Raw genomic sequence first — 15,438 nt, 5'->3', positions numbered from 1 at the left:
GAGCGCCCCGTGCCGCCGAAGACCCCGTTCGTCCCCGCCAGCCCCACCCAGCGGTTCGCCCGCGCCTTCGGGTCGCTGCTGCTGCTGTGCGCGCTGGTGGGTGGCCTCCCGGTGGCGTTGGCGCTGCTAGCGGGCAACCCACTCCCCGACCAGTGGCCAGACCTCGACGGGGTGTGGGCGGCGCTTACCTCGCCGGACGACGGCTCGCTGTTCCTGTCCTTGCTCGCAGTGTTGGGCTGGCTGGCGTGGGCGGTCTTCACCGGCACGGTGGTGCTGGAGCTGCTGTCGCGGATGACCCGTCGGTCGACTCCGCGCATCCCCGGCCTGAGCGGGCCACAGCGGCTGGCGGCGGTGTTGATCGCCGCAATCGCCACGGTCGCGATCACCCCGACCGTGGCCAGCGCCAGCGCCGCGATGGTCGACACCGCACCACCGAGCATCGCCGCACCCGCCGCCGGCCCGCTCGACCCGTCGGTCTACAACTACGCCACCAGCTCCGCCGTGGCGGCGGAGTCCGTTGTGCACCTCGTCGAACGCGGCGAAGGGCTACTAGACCTGCAAGAGAAGTACGGCGTGCCCTGGCAACGGATCGCCGAGGCAAACTACGGCGTCGAGCAGCCAGACGGCCGTACCCTCCAGCGGGGGCAGACCCGCATCTACGCCGGCTGGCAGCTGACGATCCCCACCAGCGCCACCAGCGCCACCGGGACCGCGCAGACCACCACCCCCGGCGCCGAGATCTCCGCCCCGGCCATCGTGGGGTTCGGGGCCCTGCCGGTGGCGACCCCAGCGGTGGGCGAACCGGCTAGCGGCGACCAGACCGACGAGGTGGCCGCGGCCCAGCACGAGTACGAGGTCGCGCAGGGCGACTGGATGTGGCACATCGCCGACCGGTATCTGGGCGACCCGCACCGCTACCAGGAGATCGCCGACCTCAACCCCGAGTACGGCGACCGGAACGGCAACTTCCCCGACCACATCGAGCCGGGCTGGACACTGCAGCTGCCACCCGACGCCGTCGACAGCGGCGTGACCCCCCACGCCACCGGCGACAGTAGCGTCCCCGCCGACGCCGGGCCGCCGGAGGCAGACCAACCCTCGGAGGCAGACCAGCCCGAGCCGCCACACGATCCCGAGCCGCCACACGATCCCGAACAGCCAGACGATCCCGAACAGCCGGAAGGGCCGGCCGAGCCAGACCAACCCGGCGGACCGGGCGCGGTCGACGGGCTCGGGCCCGCCGACGACGGCGGGCAGACCAGCGACGAGCGGGCGGGGTCGGTGCCCACCGCCAGCGGATTCGGCACCGCGCCGGCCGCCGAGGCGGCCCCCGAGGTGACAGCCGACGACGAGGCGGAGCTCGACCGGCTGGCGCCGGCGACATTCGCCGGCGCCGGCCTGCTGGCGGCGCTGGTCCTGGGGGCGGCAGCATTGCTGCGGCAGCACCACCGGCAGCACCACCGGCCGGGTTTCCGGTTCGCCACCGACGGCGCCCGCCGACTGGAGAAGGCGCTGCGCAGTGCCGAGCAGCCGCTCGACACCGCCCGGTTGGACGCGGCGTTGCGACACCTCGCCAGCTCGCTGGCGGGCCGGGACGGGCCGCTGCCCGACATCGCCGGCGCGATGATCGACGAGGGTTCGGTGCATCTGCTGCTCGGTTCGGCCTGCCCGGGGCCGCCGGCGCCGTGGCGCGACCATCCTGATCGATGGACTCTGCCCGCCGGCACCATCCTGCCGCCGGCCGGTGAGCCCCGGCTCGCGCCGCTGCCGACGCTGGCCACCATCGGCTCCCAGGCCGGCATTCACCTGCTGCTCGACCTGGAGCGACTGGGCTTCGTCACGATTCACGGCGACCCGGCCCGGGCGTTGGATCTGCTGCGCTACCTAGCCGCCGAACTCGCCTGCAATACCTGGTCCGACCACGCCGAGGTGCTGCTCGCAGGGTTCGAGCCGTACGAGGCGGAGCTGCTGACGTCGGTCAACCCGTATCGGGTCACGGTGGCGGCCTCCGTGGACGCCGCCATCGCGCAGGTACGGCAGCGCGTCGCCGCCGCCCGCGCCACGCTGTCCCACACCGGCGCGGGCGACGCGCTCAGCGGCCGGGTCCGGGGGGTGGCCGGTGACTCCTGGATGCCGCAGGTGTTGCTGGCGAACCCGACGACCTCGGCGGACGCCGCGGCGCTGGCCGAACTGTCGCGGGAGCTCACGGGTGCCGCCCGCTGCGCCGTCGCGACCGTCAGCCCTGATCCGGCTCCGCCCGCCGCCGGGTCACCGCAGGTCGAGGTGACCCTCGACGGGGCCGTCCAGGTCCGGCTGCCGTTCCTGCGGGCCTCGTTGAACGCCGCCGCGCTACCGGTGCCGCAGCTGGCCTCGCTCGCCCAGACCATGCGCGCCGCCCGGACTACCCAACTGGTGCCGGTACCACCGGCGGCTGAGCCGGAGGGCTGGACGCTCGGCACCGACGCGGCCGGGGCGGTACGGGGCGTGGGTCGGGCAGTAGTGGGTGCCGCGCCGGCTCCGGAACCGGTCACGGTCGCCACCGCCGGCCAGACCGGGACGGTCCCGGTCGTCCTTGCCGCCGAGGCCGATCAGCGGCTGGATGCAGACGTGGCGGCGTGGTTCGACGAGGATCCAGCCCGGCCGCGGATCGGGGTGCTCGGACCGGTCACTGTAGCCGCCGGTGGCGACCCGCCGCAGAGCCGCCGACGACTGCACACCGAGCTGCTGGTCTTCCTGGCACAACGGGCCGGTAGCGGCGCGGACGCCAACCTGCTCGACGACGCCCTGTGGCCGGGTGGGCAGGTCACCGCCGCCGCCCGGCAACTGGTCATCAGCCGGGTTCGACAGTGGTTGGGCCACGACGAGCAGGGGCGGCCGTGGCTGCCGGATATCGGGGCCGACCTGGCTTACCGGCTCGCGAACGGGTACCTGTTCGACTGGCATCTGTTCCGCCGGCTCCGGGCCCGGGCGGCGCTGCGGGGAGCGGCCGGCACGGCGGATCTACAGACAGCGCTCCGTCTGGTACGGGGGGTGCCGCTGGCCGACGCGCAGTCGCCAGCGACTCCGGGCACCCGCAACCCGTACCCCTGGTTGGCCGGGTCGGAGATCTACCCGGAGCATCTGCTGGCCGCCATCGTGGATACCGCGCATGAACTCGCCCAGCGTTGCCTGGCCGACGGGGACCCGGCCGGGGTCCGATGGGCAGTTGCCCAGGCCTGGCTGGCCGACCCGCAGCGACGTCACGACCAGCCGTGGCGGGATCTGTTGCGGGCCGAGCACGCCGACGGTCAGACCGGCCGGATGCGGGACCTGCTGCGGGAGCTGCTGGAATCCCGCGACGCCGAGTCGCTCGAGGACTTGGCGCCCGAGACGTACCGGCTGGTCAGCACCTGGCCCCGCGACCTTCTCGTCCCTACCGGATAGCCGACACATTTTCGGTAGGCGAGAGGTTGCACGATGGAGTTACTGTGTTATCGGAACGGCAAGCACCATAGGCCCGGGTCGTTCCCGGCTCGGGAAGATCGACGAGGGGGAGAGATCCTCGATGCCAGAAAAGTACGTTAATCTCACCGAGACCGGTGCGCTGACGCAGACCGGCCACCGCTACAACACCGACGCCCAGGACGGTCACGCCCAGTCCGACGCCTTCCGTAACCGCATGGCGGAGTCGCAGGTTGGCCTGCGGGGCCGTGCCGGTATCCAATTCACCGGCATGACCGGCACCCACGCCGAGAACCTGAAGCGGCTCGGTGCCCAGTTCGCCGACCAGGCGGTCCGCGCCGTCCGCGGTGAGCAGTCCATCGTCGCTGGGGAGGAGGAAGCCGTCTCGACTCAGCAGGTTTCGGCTTCGAACGTGGAGACCCAGGTCTCCACCCTCAGCCGGCAGATCAACGCCTAAGCGACGAGAAGGGACAGCCCGATGAATCCAAACCAGATTCACGCCAACTTCGGAGTGATCGATCAGCTCGGCGCTGACCAGGGCGCGTTCGCAGGCAATGTGGAAGGCCTGCGGGCACAGCTGCGCACCCACGCGCAGCAGGCTCTCTCCACCCTCGATGGTGGTATGGGTAGCGACGAACACGCGCTCTGCATGCAGAAGGTCGACCAGTTGATCGACGAGTACATCACCTCTACCAAGGACATGCAGCGCAGCACCGGCACGGTCAACCAGACCCTGTTCGCCGGCGGCCAGAAGGCGGCCCGGCTGCTCGGCTCCGGTAGCTGACTGGCGTCCAGCCCAACAAACTGGCGAGGCCCCTGGGGGCCTCGCCAGTGCTGTCTTCGCCGCCAGGCTCGGGTTACGGGATGTTCGGCAGCGGCAGGGTCGAGCCCCCGGGCGGCGGCTCCGGGATCGCCGCCGCTTCCCCACCCGTGCCGGCGGTCTCCTCTTGCAGATCTCGCTGCTCTTCTTGTTCGCGACGCTGCTGCTCGAACTCCTCGTCGCGTTGCTGTTGTTCTTCTTCCCGCTGCCGCTGCTCCTCTTCGCGTTCCCGCTGCTCCTCCCGTTGCTCACGGCGGTAGTTCTGAAAGGTTCCGGTGACCGCGATCGCGGCCGAGATGATCGCCACCAGGATGACCCCGGCGACCACCGCCGGCCAGATCCGCCGCCGGTCCCGCCAGGTCCGGCTTGATCCATGCAACAGCGCGGATCGGAGCTGGCGGCGCCGCAGGTTGTCCGCCTCCAAGAGGTAGCGCTCGGCGTTTGGCGTGCTGCCGAACGGGGTGCTCTGCGGAGCGCTGGGCGGGCCGGCAGACGATGCCGAGTCATGCCCCTCCGACTGCTGCGGGCTGGTCACCGCGGTGCCCCCGGACGTCGCCCGGGTGAGCCGACACCGGGCGGCCCCGGCGCGGGCGGATGCGGCGCGGGCGGATGCGGCGCCGGTGGCCCAGCCGGGTGCGGAGCCGCCGGCCGGTACCCCGGCGGTGGAGCCACCGGCGCACCGACCTGGGCGGGTACGCCACCGGCGCTGGGCTGGGCGAACCACTGCTCCTGACTTCCAGGCTCCACAACCAGCGCCGCGATCTGCAGATACGCCTCCCGGGTGGCTGCCCGAAACTGCGCCGGGTCGATCTGACCACCAGCCGCCAGCCACGGGTCGAATCCGATCGGCACGGTACGGGGTGCCTGCATGCCGAGATCGGAGCGCAGCCGCCGGACCGTGTGGCGGGCCTGCCGCGGGTTCAGACAGGTCAACGCGAGCACCGCCGTACCCAACCGGAACGGGTCGGCGTCGTGCACCCGGCTGAGTGCGACCTGCACCGCCACCACCGCGTCCTGGCTCGCGCTGGTTACCAGGACCACCTGGTCGGCCTTTTCGATGGCGGCCTGGCCCGCCTCGCTGAGCTCATTACCGACATCCACAATGGTAAGCGGATGCTGCCCCCGGGAACGGTCCAGCAGCTGCACCATCGCCGCCCGGTCGGTGGGCGAATGCCAGGGTGCGCCGTCTACCACCGCCAAGCTGTCATGCACCCAGAGCGGATCCGGTGGCTCCTGGCCGATCACCGCCGACACCGGCGGGGCCGCCCGACCGATAAGCCGTTCACCTAACGAGCCGCTGCCGCAGCGGGCCGAGACGAAGGCCGTGGTGTCGCTGCGCAGGGTCGCCAGGGTAAGGGCGACGCTCGCCGCGGTGGTGGTGGCGCCCACCCCGCCTTTGCCCGCCACCACCGCGATCACCCGCGGCTCCGGCCGCCGGAGCCGCGCCCTCGCCACCAACTGGCGTTCGTACTCCATCGCTGCCGCGGCGCGCGGTTCGATCACCCCCAGGGTGACTGCCCGGATCAGCCGGCGGACGCCCGCGGAAGGTCCCATGCTCGGGGGCAGCACCAGTCTGGTCAATGGGCGCAGCGCCTCCGGGGTGGGCGCCGCGGGCCGGGTCCCACCGCCGATGGGCCGGCTGAGAGTAGTGTCCGCCGGCTCTTGCTTGGGGTCAGCGTAGGCGGGACCCCGTGCTCCGGGAGGCGGGGCAGGTTGCCGAGGCCGGCCGTAGGTAGTGGGGCGGGACGTGCCCGGCGGCGCAGACTGTGGCCCAGCCGGCGGGGCAGACGGTCGCGCAGACTGTGGCCCAGCCGGCGGGGCAGACGGTGGCGCAGCCGGAGCCGGTGGAGCAGCCGGTGGCCCAGCCGGAGCCGGCGGCCCGGACGGTGGCGCAGCCGGTGGTGGGGTTGCCGCTCCTCGCGCTGGGGTCGGCGGCACCGCCCGGCCAGCCGCTGGCGGTTTCTGAGCCGCTGGTGGCGGCGGCGCTCCGGGCTGACCTGGCAAAGACGCGACGCCACGTACTGGGACCGGCGGACCCCCGGGGCTGGCACGACCGCTCACTCTGCCGCCCGCCGAACCGCCGGCGGCTGCGGTTCCGGTCGACCCGCTCTCAGCCGGCGCCGGCCCCGGGGGCGGCGCCGGCGGCTCCGGCGCGGCGGCTTCCAGGCCGAGCGCCCGCGGATCGATCCCCATCTTGGCGAGCTCCTCGGCGCTGTCCTGCGCCGCCCGCCGGACCGCGCCGGCCGCCTCGTCGGCCGGTTCGCCGGCTGGCTCGGACGCCATCGTCGCCCCCCTCTCCTGGCTCGCAGGTCTTCGCGTCTCGGTTCGGTTCGTACTCGTTGGTCGCAGCCCGGTGACCGGTGCTCAGCTCGGGGTGAACTCTTCCACCCAGTCGAACCAACCGAGCGCGGCGGCGGCCAGGGCCAGCACCCCGACCATCACGATGAGCTCGACCCGGTTCAGCAATTGCTTGACCCGGGCGCGGGCGACATCGGACAGCGGCACCGCGCTGAGCGCCACCGCCCCGGTCGCCACCGCGGCCCCGATCAGCACCAGCCACGGCACCAGCTCCGGCACCGTCTGCGCGGCGAAGATCCCGTGCACGACGAGCACCGCCAGCCCCACCACCCGCAGCGGGACGATCTGCGGCACCCGGGAGAACACGCGGGATCGCAGCGCCAGCGCCAATCCGACCGCCGCCCCGAAGGCGGCGTCCCAGCGGGATCCGGTGGTGGCCAGGAGCACGCCGCTGCCGGCGCCCACCACGGCGGCCCCTAGCAGGCCGCCGTAGAGCAGGGCGTTGCTCTGTTCGATCCGGTGGGTCAGCTCTGCGCCGGTGATCAGGCCGTGGTTGCGGACCCGGTAGTCGGCGCTGGCGAGGCCGCCGACGGTGAGCGAGACCCTGGGCAACACCCCCACCATGATCACCGCTAGCACCGCAGCCACCCGTGCCGCGGCGATCGGGTCGGACCCGGCCAGTTCGGTGGCGCCGACCCCGATCCCCGCCGCGCCCACCAGGCTCAGGGCGGCCAGCTGGGCGGTGGCGAGGTGGGTGGCTACCCGGGCCAGGGCGGTGAGTAGCAACGCGGCGGCGAGCGCGGCACCGAGCGCCGCCGCCACCGGCCACTGCGGGAAGCTCGCCGCGAGCCAACCGGCCACCCCGGCCCACAGCGCCGCGACGGCGATCGTCAGCTGTGCCACCCAACCGTGGTCCTGCCGGGTGGCCCACCAGCCGGCGAGCACCAGTAACGCGGCGACCACCACCGCGGTGACCAACGGCGCGACCGAACGGGGTTGCCAGACCGACGGGAGCAGGGTGGCGAACGCCAGCCCGGCGGCGCCGGTGACGAGCGCGAAGCCGACCGTGGTCGACGGCTGCCACTGCCGGGCCGCCTCGTCCATGGTGTCCTCGAGCACGTCGCGGACGTCCTCGACGTAGGCGGGATGCACGTTGTCGTAGGCGGTCCGCAGCTCAAGGACGTCACCGTCGGTGATCCCGGCGTCCGCGAGAGTGGTGGAGAGGCTCAAGGTGCCACCGCCGAGCCGGACCAACGTCCATCCGGCCGGCTGCTCCGGCGCTCCGTCGGGGGCGCAGTAGCCGAGTAGCTGCGGCATCACCTCCGAGAGCGGCAGTGCGCTCGGCAGGGCGAGGTCGACTCGGCGGGCACCATTGACGACTGTGACACGACTGTACGCGGTGGGCACGTGGGGGTGGCTCCAAAGCTGCGAGGCTTGCTGCTGCCCGCCATACTACGGTGAGTTGTCACGCCCGGCGGGGCGACCAGCCACAGGGAGGCAGGAGCGCAGGTGAGCACGGTTCTGGTGAAGCGCCCGGCGCGGATCAATCCACCGGCGGTGGATTCAGGCGACATCACCATCGCTGACCCGCCGAAGCCGCAGCAGTCGCCGCCGGCGGCGATGAGCGCGTCGATGATCATCATGCCGGTGATGGCCGGTGGCGGTGGCCTGATGATGGCGCTGAACAGCCAGAACCCGCTGATGGCCGCGGCCGGTGGGCTCTTCCTCGTCGCCGCCGTCTCGGTCGGCATCATTATGCTGATCGCCCAGCGCAGTGGGCCACGCCGGCAGCTGCGGGAGGCGCGGGAGCGTTATCTGGACTATCTGGAGGAGCTGCGCCGCACCCTCCGTAAGACCGTCTCGGCGCAGCAGGCCAGCTCGGACTGGCGGCACCCGGAGCCCGCCCAGCTGCTCGACGTGGCGCGCACCAACAGTCGCCGCTGGGAGCGGCGGGTGGACGACGACGACTTTCTGGTGCTTCGGATGGGGCTGGGTGACCGGCCGGTGGCGACCCAGCCGTCGATGAACGCCGACGACGGTCCATTGAATGAGTTCGACCCGGTCTGCCTGGAGACCGCGAAAACACTACGTAACCGGTATGCGACCATTCGCGAGCAGCCGATCTGCCTCAACCTGGCCAAAACCGGCGTGCTCAGCGTGGTCGGTGACCGCCACGCCGGGCGGGAGCTGGCTAAGGCGCTCATCGCCCAGCTCGTCACCTTCCACGCCCCGCAGGAGGTTCGCCTCGCGGTAGTTCGGGCTCACCAGCAGGCGCCGGAGTGGGAGTGGGCGAAGTGGTTGCCGCACCATCACCACGCCAGCAAACTGGACGGTGAGCTCTCGGCTCGGCTGGTGGCGACCAGCGTGTCGGCGATGGCCGAACTGATCGGCTCCGATCTGGAGGCCCGGCAGGAGGCCTACCAGCGGCAGCGGGGGCAGCGGCTGCGGCCACGGGAGCAGCTCGTGATCGTCGTCGACGGCGAGCATCTGCAGGGGGTCTACGGCCTGGAGCCGCCGGAGCGTGGCGTCTCACTGGCTGAGCTCGGCGTACACGTGATCCTGCTGCTGGGCCATCGCCGTGAGGAGCCGGAGGCGGTCGACGGCCGGATCTCGGTCGTCGACGGCTCGGCCCGCCAGGAGTGGGACGGCACCACCTTCCGGGTGGACGCGCTGCCGGATGGGCTGGTGTCGGGCCTGGCCCGGATGCTGGCGCCGCTGCGGCTGGTCAGCGACGAGGGCGGCAGTGACCTGCTCACCGGCACCGTCGGCCTGCCCGACATCCTCGGGGTGGCCGACGTGGCCCGGCTCGCGCCGGAGGAGACCTGGCAACCCCGGGCGCTGCGGGAACGCCTCCGGGTGCCGATCGGCGTCGGCACCGGCGGCAACTCGGTGATGCTGGACCTCAAGGAGTCGGCGCACGGCGGCATGGGGCCGCACGGGCTGGTGGTCGGCGCGACCGGCTCCGGCAAATCGGAGATGCTGCGGACGCTGCTGACTTCGCTGGTGATCGGCCACCCGCCGGACCTGTTGGCGTTGATGCTGGTGGACTTCAAGGGCGGGGCCAGCTTCGCCCCGATGGCCGGGCTCCCCCACATCGCCGGCATGGTGACCAACATCGAGGATGACATCACCCTGGTGGATCGCATGCACGACGCGCTCTTCGGGGAGATGCGCCGCCGGCAGGAGGTCCTGAAGTCAGCCGGCAACCTGCCCAACGTCAGCGCGTACCACACCATGCGGGCCAGTGGCCAGCCGCTGGAGCCGCTGCCGCATCTGCTGGTGGTCATCGACGAGTTCAGCGAGTTGCTCACCGCCAAGCCCGACTTCGCCGAATTGTTCGTGGCGATCGGCCGGATCGGCCGGTCGATCGGAGTCCACTTGCTCCTCGCCACCCAACGACTGGAGATGGGCAAGATCCGGGGGTTGGAGTCCCACCTCTCCTACCGGATCAGCCTGCGCACATTCTCCGAAGGCGAGAGCCGGGAAGCGATCGGGGTCCCCGACGCGTACCATCTGCCACCGGAGCCTGGCAGCGGCTATCTCAAAGTGGACACCACGGTCTTCGAGCGGTTCAAGGCCGCGCTGGTCTCCGCCCCCTACACGCCGCCGCAGGCCGAGACCAAGACAGTCGTACCGGTGGTGCCGTACCTGTCGGTCAACGGCCTCGGCGGCTGGCTGGCCACGCAGAGCCAGGCTGCCGGGCCGAACGGCGACGGCAACCCGGCGCCGGCCGACGGCAAGGGCGGCCAGCGGTCGATCCTCGATGTCGCGGTCGAGCGGTTGGCCGGCGCCGGCGCCCCGGCGGTACGCCCGGTGTGGTTGGCGCCGCTGCCGGAGGTGCTGCCGCTCGACCTGGTGCAGGACCCGCAGGCGCGGGGCGGGGCCGACTCGGTGAGCGCCACCCTGGGGTTGGCTGACGACCCCAGCGGGCAACGCCAGTTCCCGTTCGAGTGGGACTTCACCGGCGCCGGCGGCAACCTGGTTGTGCTCGGCGCCCCACAGTCCGGCAAGAGCACTGTCCTGCGCACCATGCTCGCCTCGATGGCGCTGCGCTACGCCCCGGGCGAAGTGGCCTGCTACTGCATCGACTATGGCGGCGGTGGCCTGGTCCCGCTCGCCGAGTTGCCGGTCGTCGCCGGGGTAGCCACCCGCCTCGACCCGGAACGGGTCAGCCGGACCATCTCCGAGGTGGCGAACGCGGTCAACACCCGGGAGGCGCTGTTCCGCGAGTACGGGCTCGCCTCGCCGGCGGCGCTGCGGGCAGCCCGGGCAACCGGCACCGTGCCTGCCGAGATACCCGGCGCGGTCTTCTTGATCATCGACGGCTGGGCGGTCTTCCGGGAAGAGTTCGAGCTGCTTGAGGACCGGATCAGCGAGATCGCGGCGCGGGGGGCGAACTACGGCGTCCACGTGGTGATCTCGATCACGCAGGCGATGCAGATCCGGATGCGGATGCAGCCGTCGTTCACTGGCCGAGTCGAGCTGCGACTCAGCGACGCCTTCGACACCATGTTCGACCGCGAGCTGCAGAAACGGATCAGCAAGGAGACCCCCGGTCGCGGCGTCATCGAGGGCGACCTGCTGTTCCAGGCGGCGGTGCCACGGATCGACGGTCGGGCGGAGACCGCCGGCCTCGCCGACGCGCAGGCAGAGCTGATCACCACCGCTGCGCAGCGGTGGCCACAGGGCCGGGTCGCCACCGTCCAGGTGCTGCCACACACCTACCCGTACGAAGAACTTCCACCGGCCGAACCGGGCGATCGCGGCTTCCCGGTCGGCATCTCCGACCTGAACCTGAAACCGGCCGGCATCGACCTGTTCGGAGCCGACCCGCACCTGGTGATCTACGGTGACGGCGAGACCGGCAAGACCAACCTGCTACGCGTGATCCTCTCCGGGGCCCGTCAGCTCTACACCCCCGAACAGCTCGGAGTGGTGCTGATCGACTACCGGCGCAGCCTGCTGGGGGTGGTGCCGGACGAATACCTGCTCGCCTACAGCGCCAGCCCTGACCAGACCGCCGCGGTCACCCAGGAGATCGCCCAGGCGATCGCCAAACGTCGCCCCGGTCCCGACGTCACCCCCGCACAGCTGAAGGATCGCAGCTGGTGGACCGGCCTGGAGATCCTGTTCGTGGTCGACGACTACGACCTGGTCGCTACCGGCTCCGGCAATCCGCTGACGCCGCTGACTGACCTCCTGGCGCAGGCCCGCGACCTCGGACTGCACCTGGTGTTGTCCCGACGTACCGGGGGTGCTGCCCGGTCCGCACTGGACCCGGTCGTGCAGCGGCTCGGCGACGTCTCCGCGCCGGGTTTCCTCTTCTCCGGCGACCGGATGGAGGGCCCGCTGGCCAACGGGGTCACCTCGCAGCGGCTGCCGGCGGGCCGGGCTCTCTACGCGATGCGCGGCGGCGGCTTCCAGCAGGTGCAGGTCGCCTGGTTGCCGCCGGAGGTGTGACCCGGCCGGCTACTCGCTGGCGGGGAGCTCCTGGTCATTGGGGAGCACGCTCACCAACTCCCGCCACACCGCGCTGGCGGTGGTCGGGGTCAGCAGGGCCAGGTCACCCTCCCGGGTGACGTGCCATAGCCCGGCTGGAGTGTCGAGCACTCGCACCACCCGTATCCCCGGCGCGCCCCCGGGCGCCACCCAGCTGGCCTGCACGCGTGCGTCGCACCGCAGTTCCTCGGCGCCGGTAACGCCATGTTGGGCCAGCACCCGGACCGCGTCGGCGCGGCGTTCCGGCCGCGGATCGGTGAGTTGATCGAGCGTACCGGGATCGACCGCCACGGCATCGGCGCTCAACCGCAGCCGCGGCCCCAACGCCAGCACTCGCCACAGCATCACTGGTACGAAGATGGGATGGAGCAGACCCAGCTCGGCGCGGCCATCAGGCAGCTCCAGCAGCATTCCGGCCACCTCGGGGCCGAGCCACAGGTCGCCCTGCTCCAGTCGACCGGCCGGGTCGGTCATCCGCACCGCGATCCGGCACAGCGGCGCCGCCACCGTAGCCAGGCACGCAAGCGGGACCGGATGCAGGTCGCCCTGGTCGTCCAGGGCGCCGGCCGCCGACAGCTCGGGCGGCACCGCGCCGGGGCGGCCTTCGCGGAACCATTCGGTCAGCCGGGCGAAGCTATCCCGGTCAAGGCGAAGGTGGCCGCTGTCTGGATTGAACTCGATCGACATCAGGGCACGAACTCCGGATCAGGCCGGAAACCGGCGGCCACTCGGTAGAAAAGATCGGCGTAGTCGGCGTACTCCAGCGCCGCCACCGAGGCGGTCAAGGTGAAACCCAGCCCGCCCGCGACCACGGCCCACTGCTCGATCACGACGGCGTTGACCGCTTCCTCGTCCTCGATGGTGTGGTGGGCCAGCGTACGCCGAGCCGGCGCGCCGGCCAGTTCCCCGTCGGCCACGTCGATCAACACGAACTCCTGCAGTGTCTGGCGAAGCAGCTCCAGCGTCTCGTCTTGCCAGTCGGTCACCGGCGCCCCGGGTTCGATCTGACCGATGGTCACCACCACGTTGGCGCGGAACCACGGGCCGCGCGGTGGTTCCACCGCCACCAGCGCCACGCCTTCGATGTCCTCGATCCGCTCCCACTGCTCGGGCAGCGACAGCATGAACGCCGCGCTCGGATGCTCGTACTGGGTCACGCCCCGCCCTGCGGTCACCACACTCTCCCCCCGATCAACTCGGCCACCCGTGCGGCAATGCGCCGCGCCGCGCCCGTTTCAAAGACCAGGTCCCCACGGCCGGTGCCGATGACCAACCGGGCCCGGCGGACCCGCGATTTCGCCCGCCGCCGCAGCCCGTCCGGGCCCGCTCCGGCCGACGCGACCCGACCACCGCCCACCTCGGCCAGCGGCACCGCCAGCACCGTCGGCGCCCGGCGAAGCTGATCCTCCCACCGGTCAGCGGCGAAGACCAAGCCACCACGGTAGAGCGTGAGTACGCCGGACACCCCGCCGGGGATCGCCAAGGCATGAGCCGGTGCCTGCGCATCCGGATCGTCGATGAACGTAGCTCGCCAACGACCAACCTGCGGCCCGAAGGCCACCGCCTGGCCAGCCGCGATCGTCTCGCTGGCGGGCTCGGGGCGAGCACCGAAAGCCACCCCCACCGCGGTGATGGCGTCCGAGACATCGGGCGTCCGCGCCGCCGCCGGCAACTCGCGGAACCAGCGCGGCCCCCACCAGCCGGGGCGGAAGAACTGGTAGAGCAGGCCCGGCACCAGCAGCACGAAGCCGGCCACACAGAACACCCCACCAACCGCCACCCCGACCGGCTCGCCGAGCAGGATGAACACCCCGGTGCCGAGGAGCAGTAGCACCCCGAACGGACCCCAGGTCAGCACCAGCACCGTCTCCCCCGGCCGCCGGACCCAACGGCGGGTCCGGCCGGTCCAGCAACGCCACAGTTGCCAGCCGCCGAGCGAACCGCCGGCCACCATCGCCCCCGCCGCCACCAGGGTCGGGACCGTCTCCGATGCCATCGAGAAACCTTAACGCCCGAACAGGCCCTTGACGCCATCTCCGATCGCCGACCCGGCGCTCTTGAGCGCACCGCCGGCGCTGGAGCCGAGCTCCTTGACCCCGTTCCAGCCGGCGCTGACCGCATCGACCGCGTGATCGGCGACCATGTTGCCGACCCCGGAGCCGACCACGCCACCGACCAGGCCACCGACCACCGCCCCCTTCGGGCCCAGCACGGCTCCCACCATCGCGCCGGTCTTGGCGCCGCCGACTGCGCCCGCCCAGGCACCGCCGCCGACGGCCGCGCCGCGGGTCGCGCTACGAGCGACCCGCTCCCCGGTGTCGAGATCGGTCCGGCCAGCGTCTCGCGACCACTGGTCCCAGGTGCCACTGGCGCCGGCGGCGGCGACCCCACCGCGATTGACCCACTTGCCGGCAGTGGCCCACTTGGATGAGTGGGATTGCGCCACCGAGGCCGCCGCATCGTTGGCGACCGCCTGGTAGCCGAAGCGTTGCGCAGCGTGGAGGGCGGCATCCCGACCGAACTGCGCTGCCCGGTAGGCGCCCACCTGACCGGACCGGGCCCGCCAATATTGTGGGACCCACCGGCCGCTGGTCGGGTGGTAGTAGCCACCACCGCGTTGCCGCAGCGCCACCACCGCACCGGTGTGCTGCATCGCCACCATCGTCGACATCAACCAGGACATCCGGGCACCGTTGGCCAGACCGCGGAAGTGCCCGGCGGTGGCCGCGAAACCGGCGGCCCGGCTATCCAACAATGGCGCGGCGACACCGCTGACGATCCCGGCCGCGAACAGCGCGAGCTGGGAGCTGTTGAACCACCCCGAACCACCGCCGGGCGGTGTGAAGTGGTCGGTGGTCGGCCCCCACCCGCCGATCAGCCCGACCCGGCGCGCCTCCGCCACATGCTCGGCGGTCGGGCCCTCCCGCAACATCGCGGTCACCCGGTCCTCACCGTCGAGCACGTGGGTGTTGTACGCCTCCCACCATCGCCGGCGCGACTCCGACGTCACGGCGCTGCGGAGGCTGGCTATCTCCTCCGGCGTCTGACCGGCCTGGCTAGTCTGCAACAGGTCGGTCTCCCACTGCGAGACGATCCGGTCGACCTCGCTGTTGAACGTCTCCACCTGGTCGGCCCAGTAGTGGGCGACCACCGACGCCCAGGCCAATGCACCGTTCGCCGCCTGGCACTGCCGGTCGAGCGGATCCCGGGCGGCAGCGAGCTCCGGCGCGCCCAACCCGTCCCAGTGCTCGATCGCCGGCTGGTACGCCTGCCTGGTCAACCCGCCGTTGCGCAGCCCTTCGTCGGCCTGGGCCAACAGCTGGTTGCCGCAGGTCCGCAGCTCCACGACGTTGGCCCGGTGCTTTTCGAACGGTTCCATC

Annotated in this window: 11 protein-coding genes; 4 read left to right on the top strand and 7 right to left on the bottom strand. The window is 71.9% G+C overall.

Annotated elements, in window-relative coordinates; genetic code table 11:
* The first annotated feature begins 9 nt into the window (after window positions 1-9).
* From JQS43_RS05155 to JQS43_RS05145, 3 genes are all read left to right on the top strand, one after another.
* Window positions 10-3,423 carry a LysM peptidoglycan-binding domain-containing protein gene (locus tag JQS43_RS05155; protein ID WP_239677909.1) on the top strand — a complete coding sequence of 1,138 codons (3,414 nt, stop codon included), beginning with the start codon at window positions 10-12 and terminating at the stop codon, window positions 3,421-3,423.
* Between the two features lie 121 nt (window positions 3,424-3,544).
* Complete coding sequence (locus tag JQS43_RS05150; RefSeq protein WP_239677908.1) at window positions 3,545-3,898, top strand: hypothetical protein; 354 nt, start codon at window positions 3,545-3,547, stop codon at window positions 3,896-3,898.
* A 21-nt stretch (window positions 3,899-3,919) separates the two neighbouring features.
* Window positions 3,920-4,225: a hypothetical protein gene (locus tag JQS43_RS05145; RefSeq protein ID WP_239677907.1), complete on the top strand. Its 306-nt coding sequence runs from the start codon at window positions 3,920-3,922 to the stop codon at window positions 4,223-4,225.
* Between the two features lie 73 nt (window positions 4,226-4,298).
* Here JQS43_RS05145 and JQS43_RS05140 read toward each other — a convergent pair whose 3' ends face one another.
* The 3 genes from JQS43_RS05140 to eccD form a co-directional block, all read right to left on the bottom strand.
* On the bottom strand, window positions 4,299-4,796 hold the full coding sequence (locus JQS43_RS05140) for a hypothetical protein (RefSeq protein WP_239677906.1): 498 nt from the start codon (window positions 4,794-4,796) through the stop codon (window positions 4,299-4,301).
* Window positions 4,793-5,815 (bottom strand): CpaE/TadZ family protein, encoded by a 1,023-nt coding sequence (locus tag JQS43_RS05135; protein WP_239677905.1) that lies wholly within the window; start codon window positions 5,813-5,815, stop codon window positions 4,793-4,795. Before JQS43_RS05135 ends, JQS43_RS05140 begins: the two co-directional genes overlap by 4 nt.
* An 810-nt stretch (window positions 5,816-6,625) precedes the next feature.
* Window positions 6,626-7,966, bottom strand: a complete 1,341-nt coding sequence (gene eccD, locus JQS43_RS05130; protein ID WP_239677904.1) for a type VII secretion integral membrane protein EccD — start codon at window positions 7,964-7,966, stop codon at window positions 6,626-6,628.
* A gap of 102 nt (window positions 7,967-8,068) precedes the next feature.
* Here eccD and eccCa point away from each other — a divergent pair, with 102 nt between their 5' ends.
* Window positions 8,069-12,019 (top strand): type VII secretion protein EccCa, encoded by a 3,951-nt coding sequence (gene eccCa, locus JQS43_RS05125; protein ID WP_239677903.1) that lies wholly within the window; start codon window positions 8,069-8,071, stop codon window positions 12,017-12,019.
* Between the two features lie 9 nt (window positions 12,020-12,028).
* On the opposite strand, the gene JQS43_RS05120 is transcribed toward eccCa, so the two are convergent.
* The 4 genes from JQS43_RS05120 to JQS43_RS05105 are packed head-to-tail and all read right to left on the bottom strand — an operon-like array spanning window position 12,029 to window position 15,437.
* Window positions 12,029-12,745, bottom strand: coding sequence for a hypothetical protein (locus tag JQS43_RS05120; RefSeq protein ID WP_239677902.1), 717 nt, complete (start codon window positions 12,743-12,745; stop codon window positions 12,029-12,031).
* Window positions 12,745-13,233 (bottom strand): DUF1795 domain-containing protein, encoded by a 489-nt coding sequence (locus tag JQS43_RS05115; RefSeq protein WP_239677901.1) that lies wholly within the window; start codon window positions 13,231-13,233, stop codon window positions 12,745-12,747. The genes JQS43_RS05120 and JQS43_RS05115 overlap by 1 nt, the downstream gene beginning before the upstream one ends.
* On the bottom strand, window positions 13,230-14,054 hold the full coding sequence (locus tag JQS43_RS05110; protein ID WP_239677900.1) for a hypothetical protein: 825 nt from the start codon (window positions 14,052-14,054) through the stop codon (window positions 13,230-13,232). The genes JQS43_RS05115 and JQS43_RS05110 overlap by 4 nt, the downstream gene beginning before the upstream one ends.
* Before the next feature lie 9 nt (window positions 14,055-14,063).
* The gene (locus JQS43_RS05105) at window positions 14,064-15,437 is read right to left on the bottom strand and encodes a hypothetical protein (protein ID WP_239677899.1); all 1,374 of its coding nucleotides are present in this window, start codon (window positions 15,435-15,437) and stop codon (window positions 14,064-14,066) included.
* Between the last annotated feature and the right edge of the window lies 1 nt (window position 15,438).

Source organism: Natronosporangium hydrolyticum, from assembly GCF_016925615.1.
GTDB lineage: Bacteria > Actinomycetota > Actinomycetes > Mycobacteriales > Micromonosporaceae > Natronosporangium > Natronosporangium hydrolyticum.
This window is presented reverse-complemented; position numbering and strand designations above follow the sequence as displayed.

Coding starts and splice junctions, on each gene's coding strand:
- JQS43_RS05150 (WP_239677908.1), top strand. CDS start 3,545: ATGCCAGAAAAGTACGTTAATCTCACCGAGACCGGTGCGCTGACGCAG.
- JQS43_RS05145 (WP_239677907.1), top strand. CDS start 3,920: ATGAATCCAAACCAGATTCACGCCAACTTCGGAGTGATCGATCAGCTC.
- JQS43_RS05110 (WP_239677900.1), bottom strand. CDS start 14,054: ATGGCATCGGAGACGGTCCCGACCCTGGTGGCGGCGGGGGCGATGGTG.
- JQS43_RS05105 (WP_239677899.1), bottom strand. CDS start 15,437: ATGGAACCGTTCGAAAAGCACCGGGCCAACGTCGTGGAGCTGCGGACC.
- JQS43_RS05120 (WP_239677902.1), bottom strand. CDS start 12,745: ATGTCGATCGAGTTCAATCCAGACAGCGGCCACCTTCGCCTTGACCGG.
- JQS43_RS05135 (WP_239677905.1), bottom strand. CDS start 5,815: ATGGGACCTTCCGCGGGCGTCCGCCGGCTGATCCGGGCAGTCACCCTG.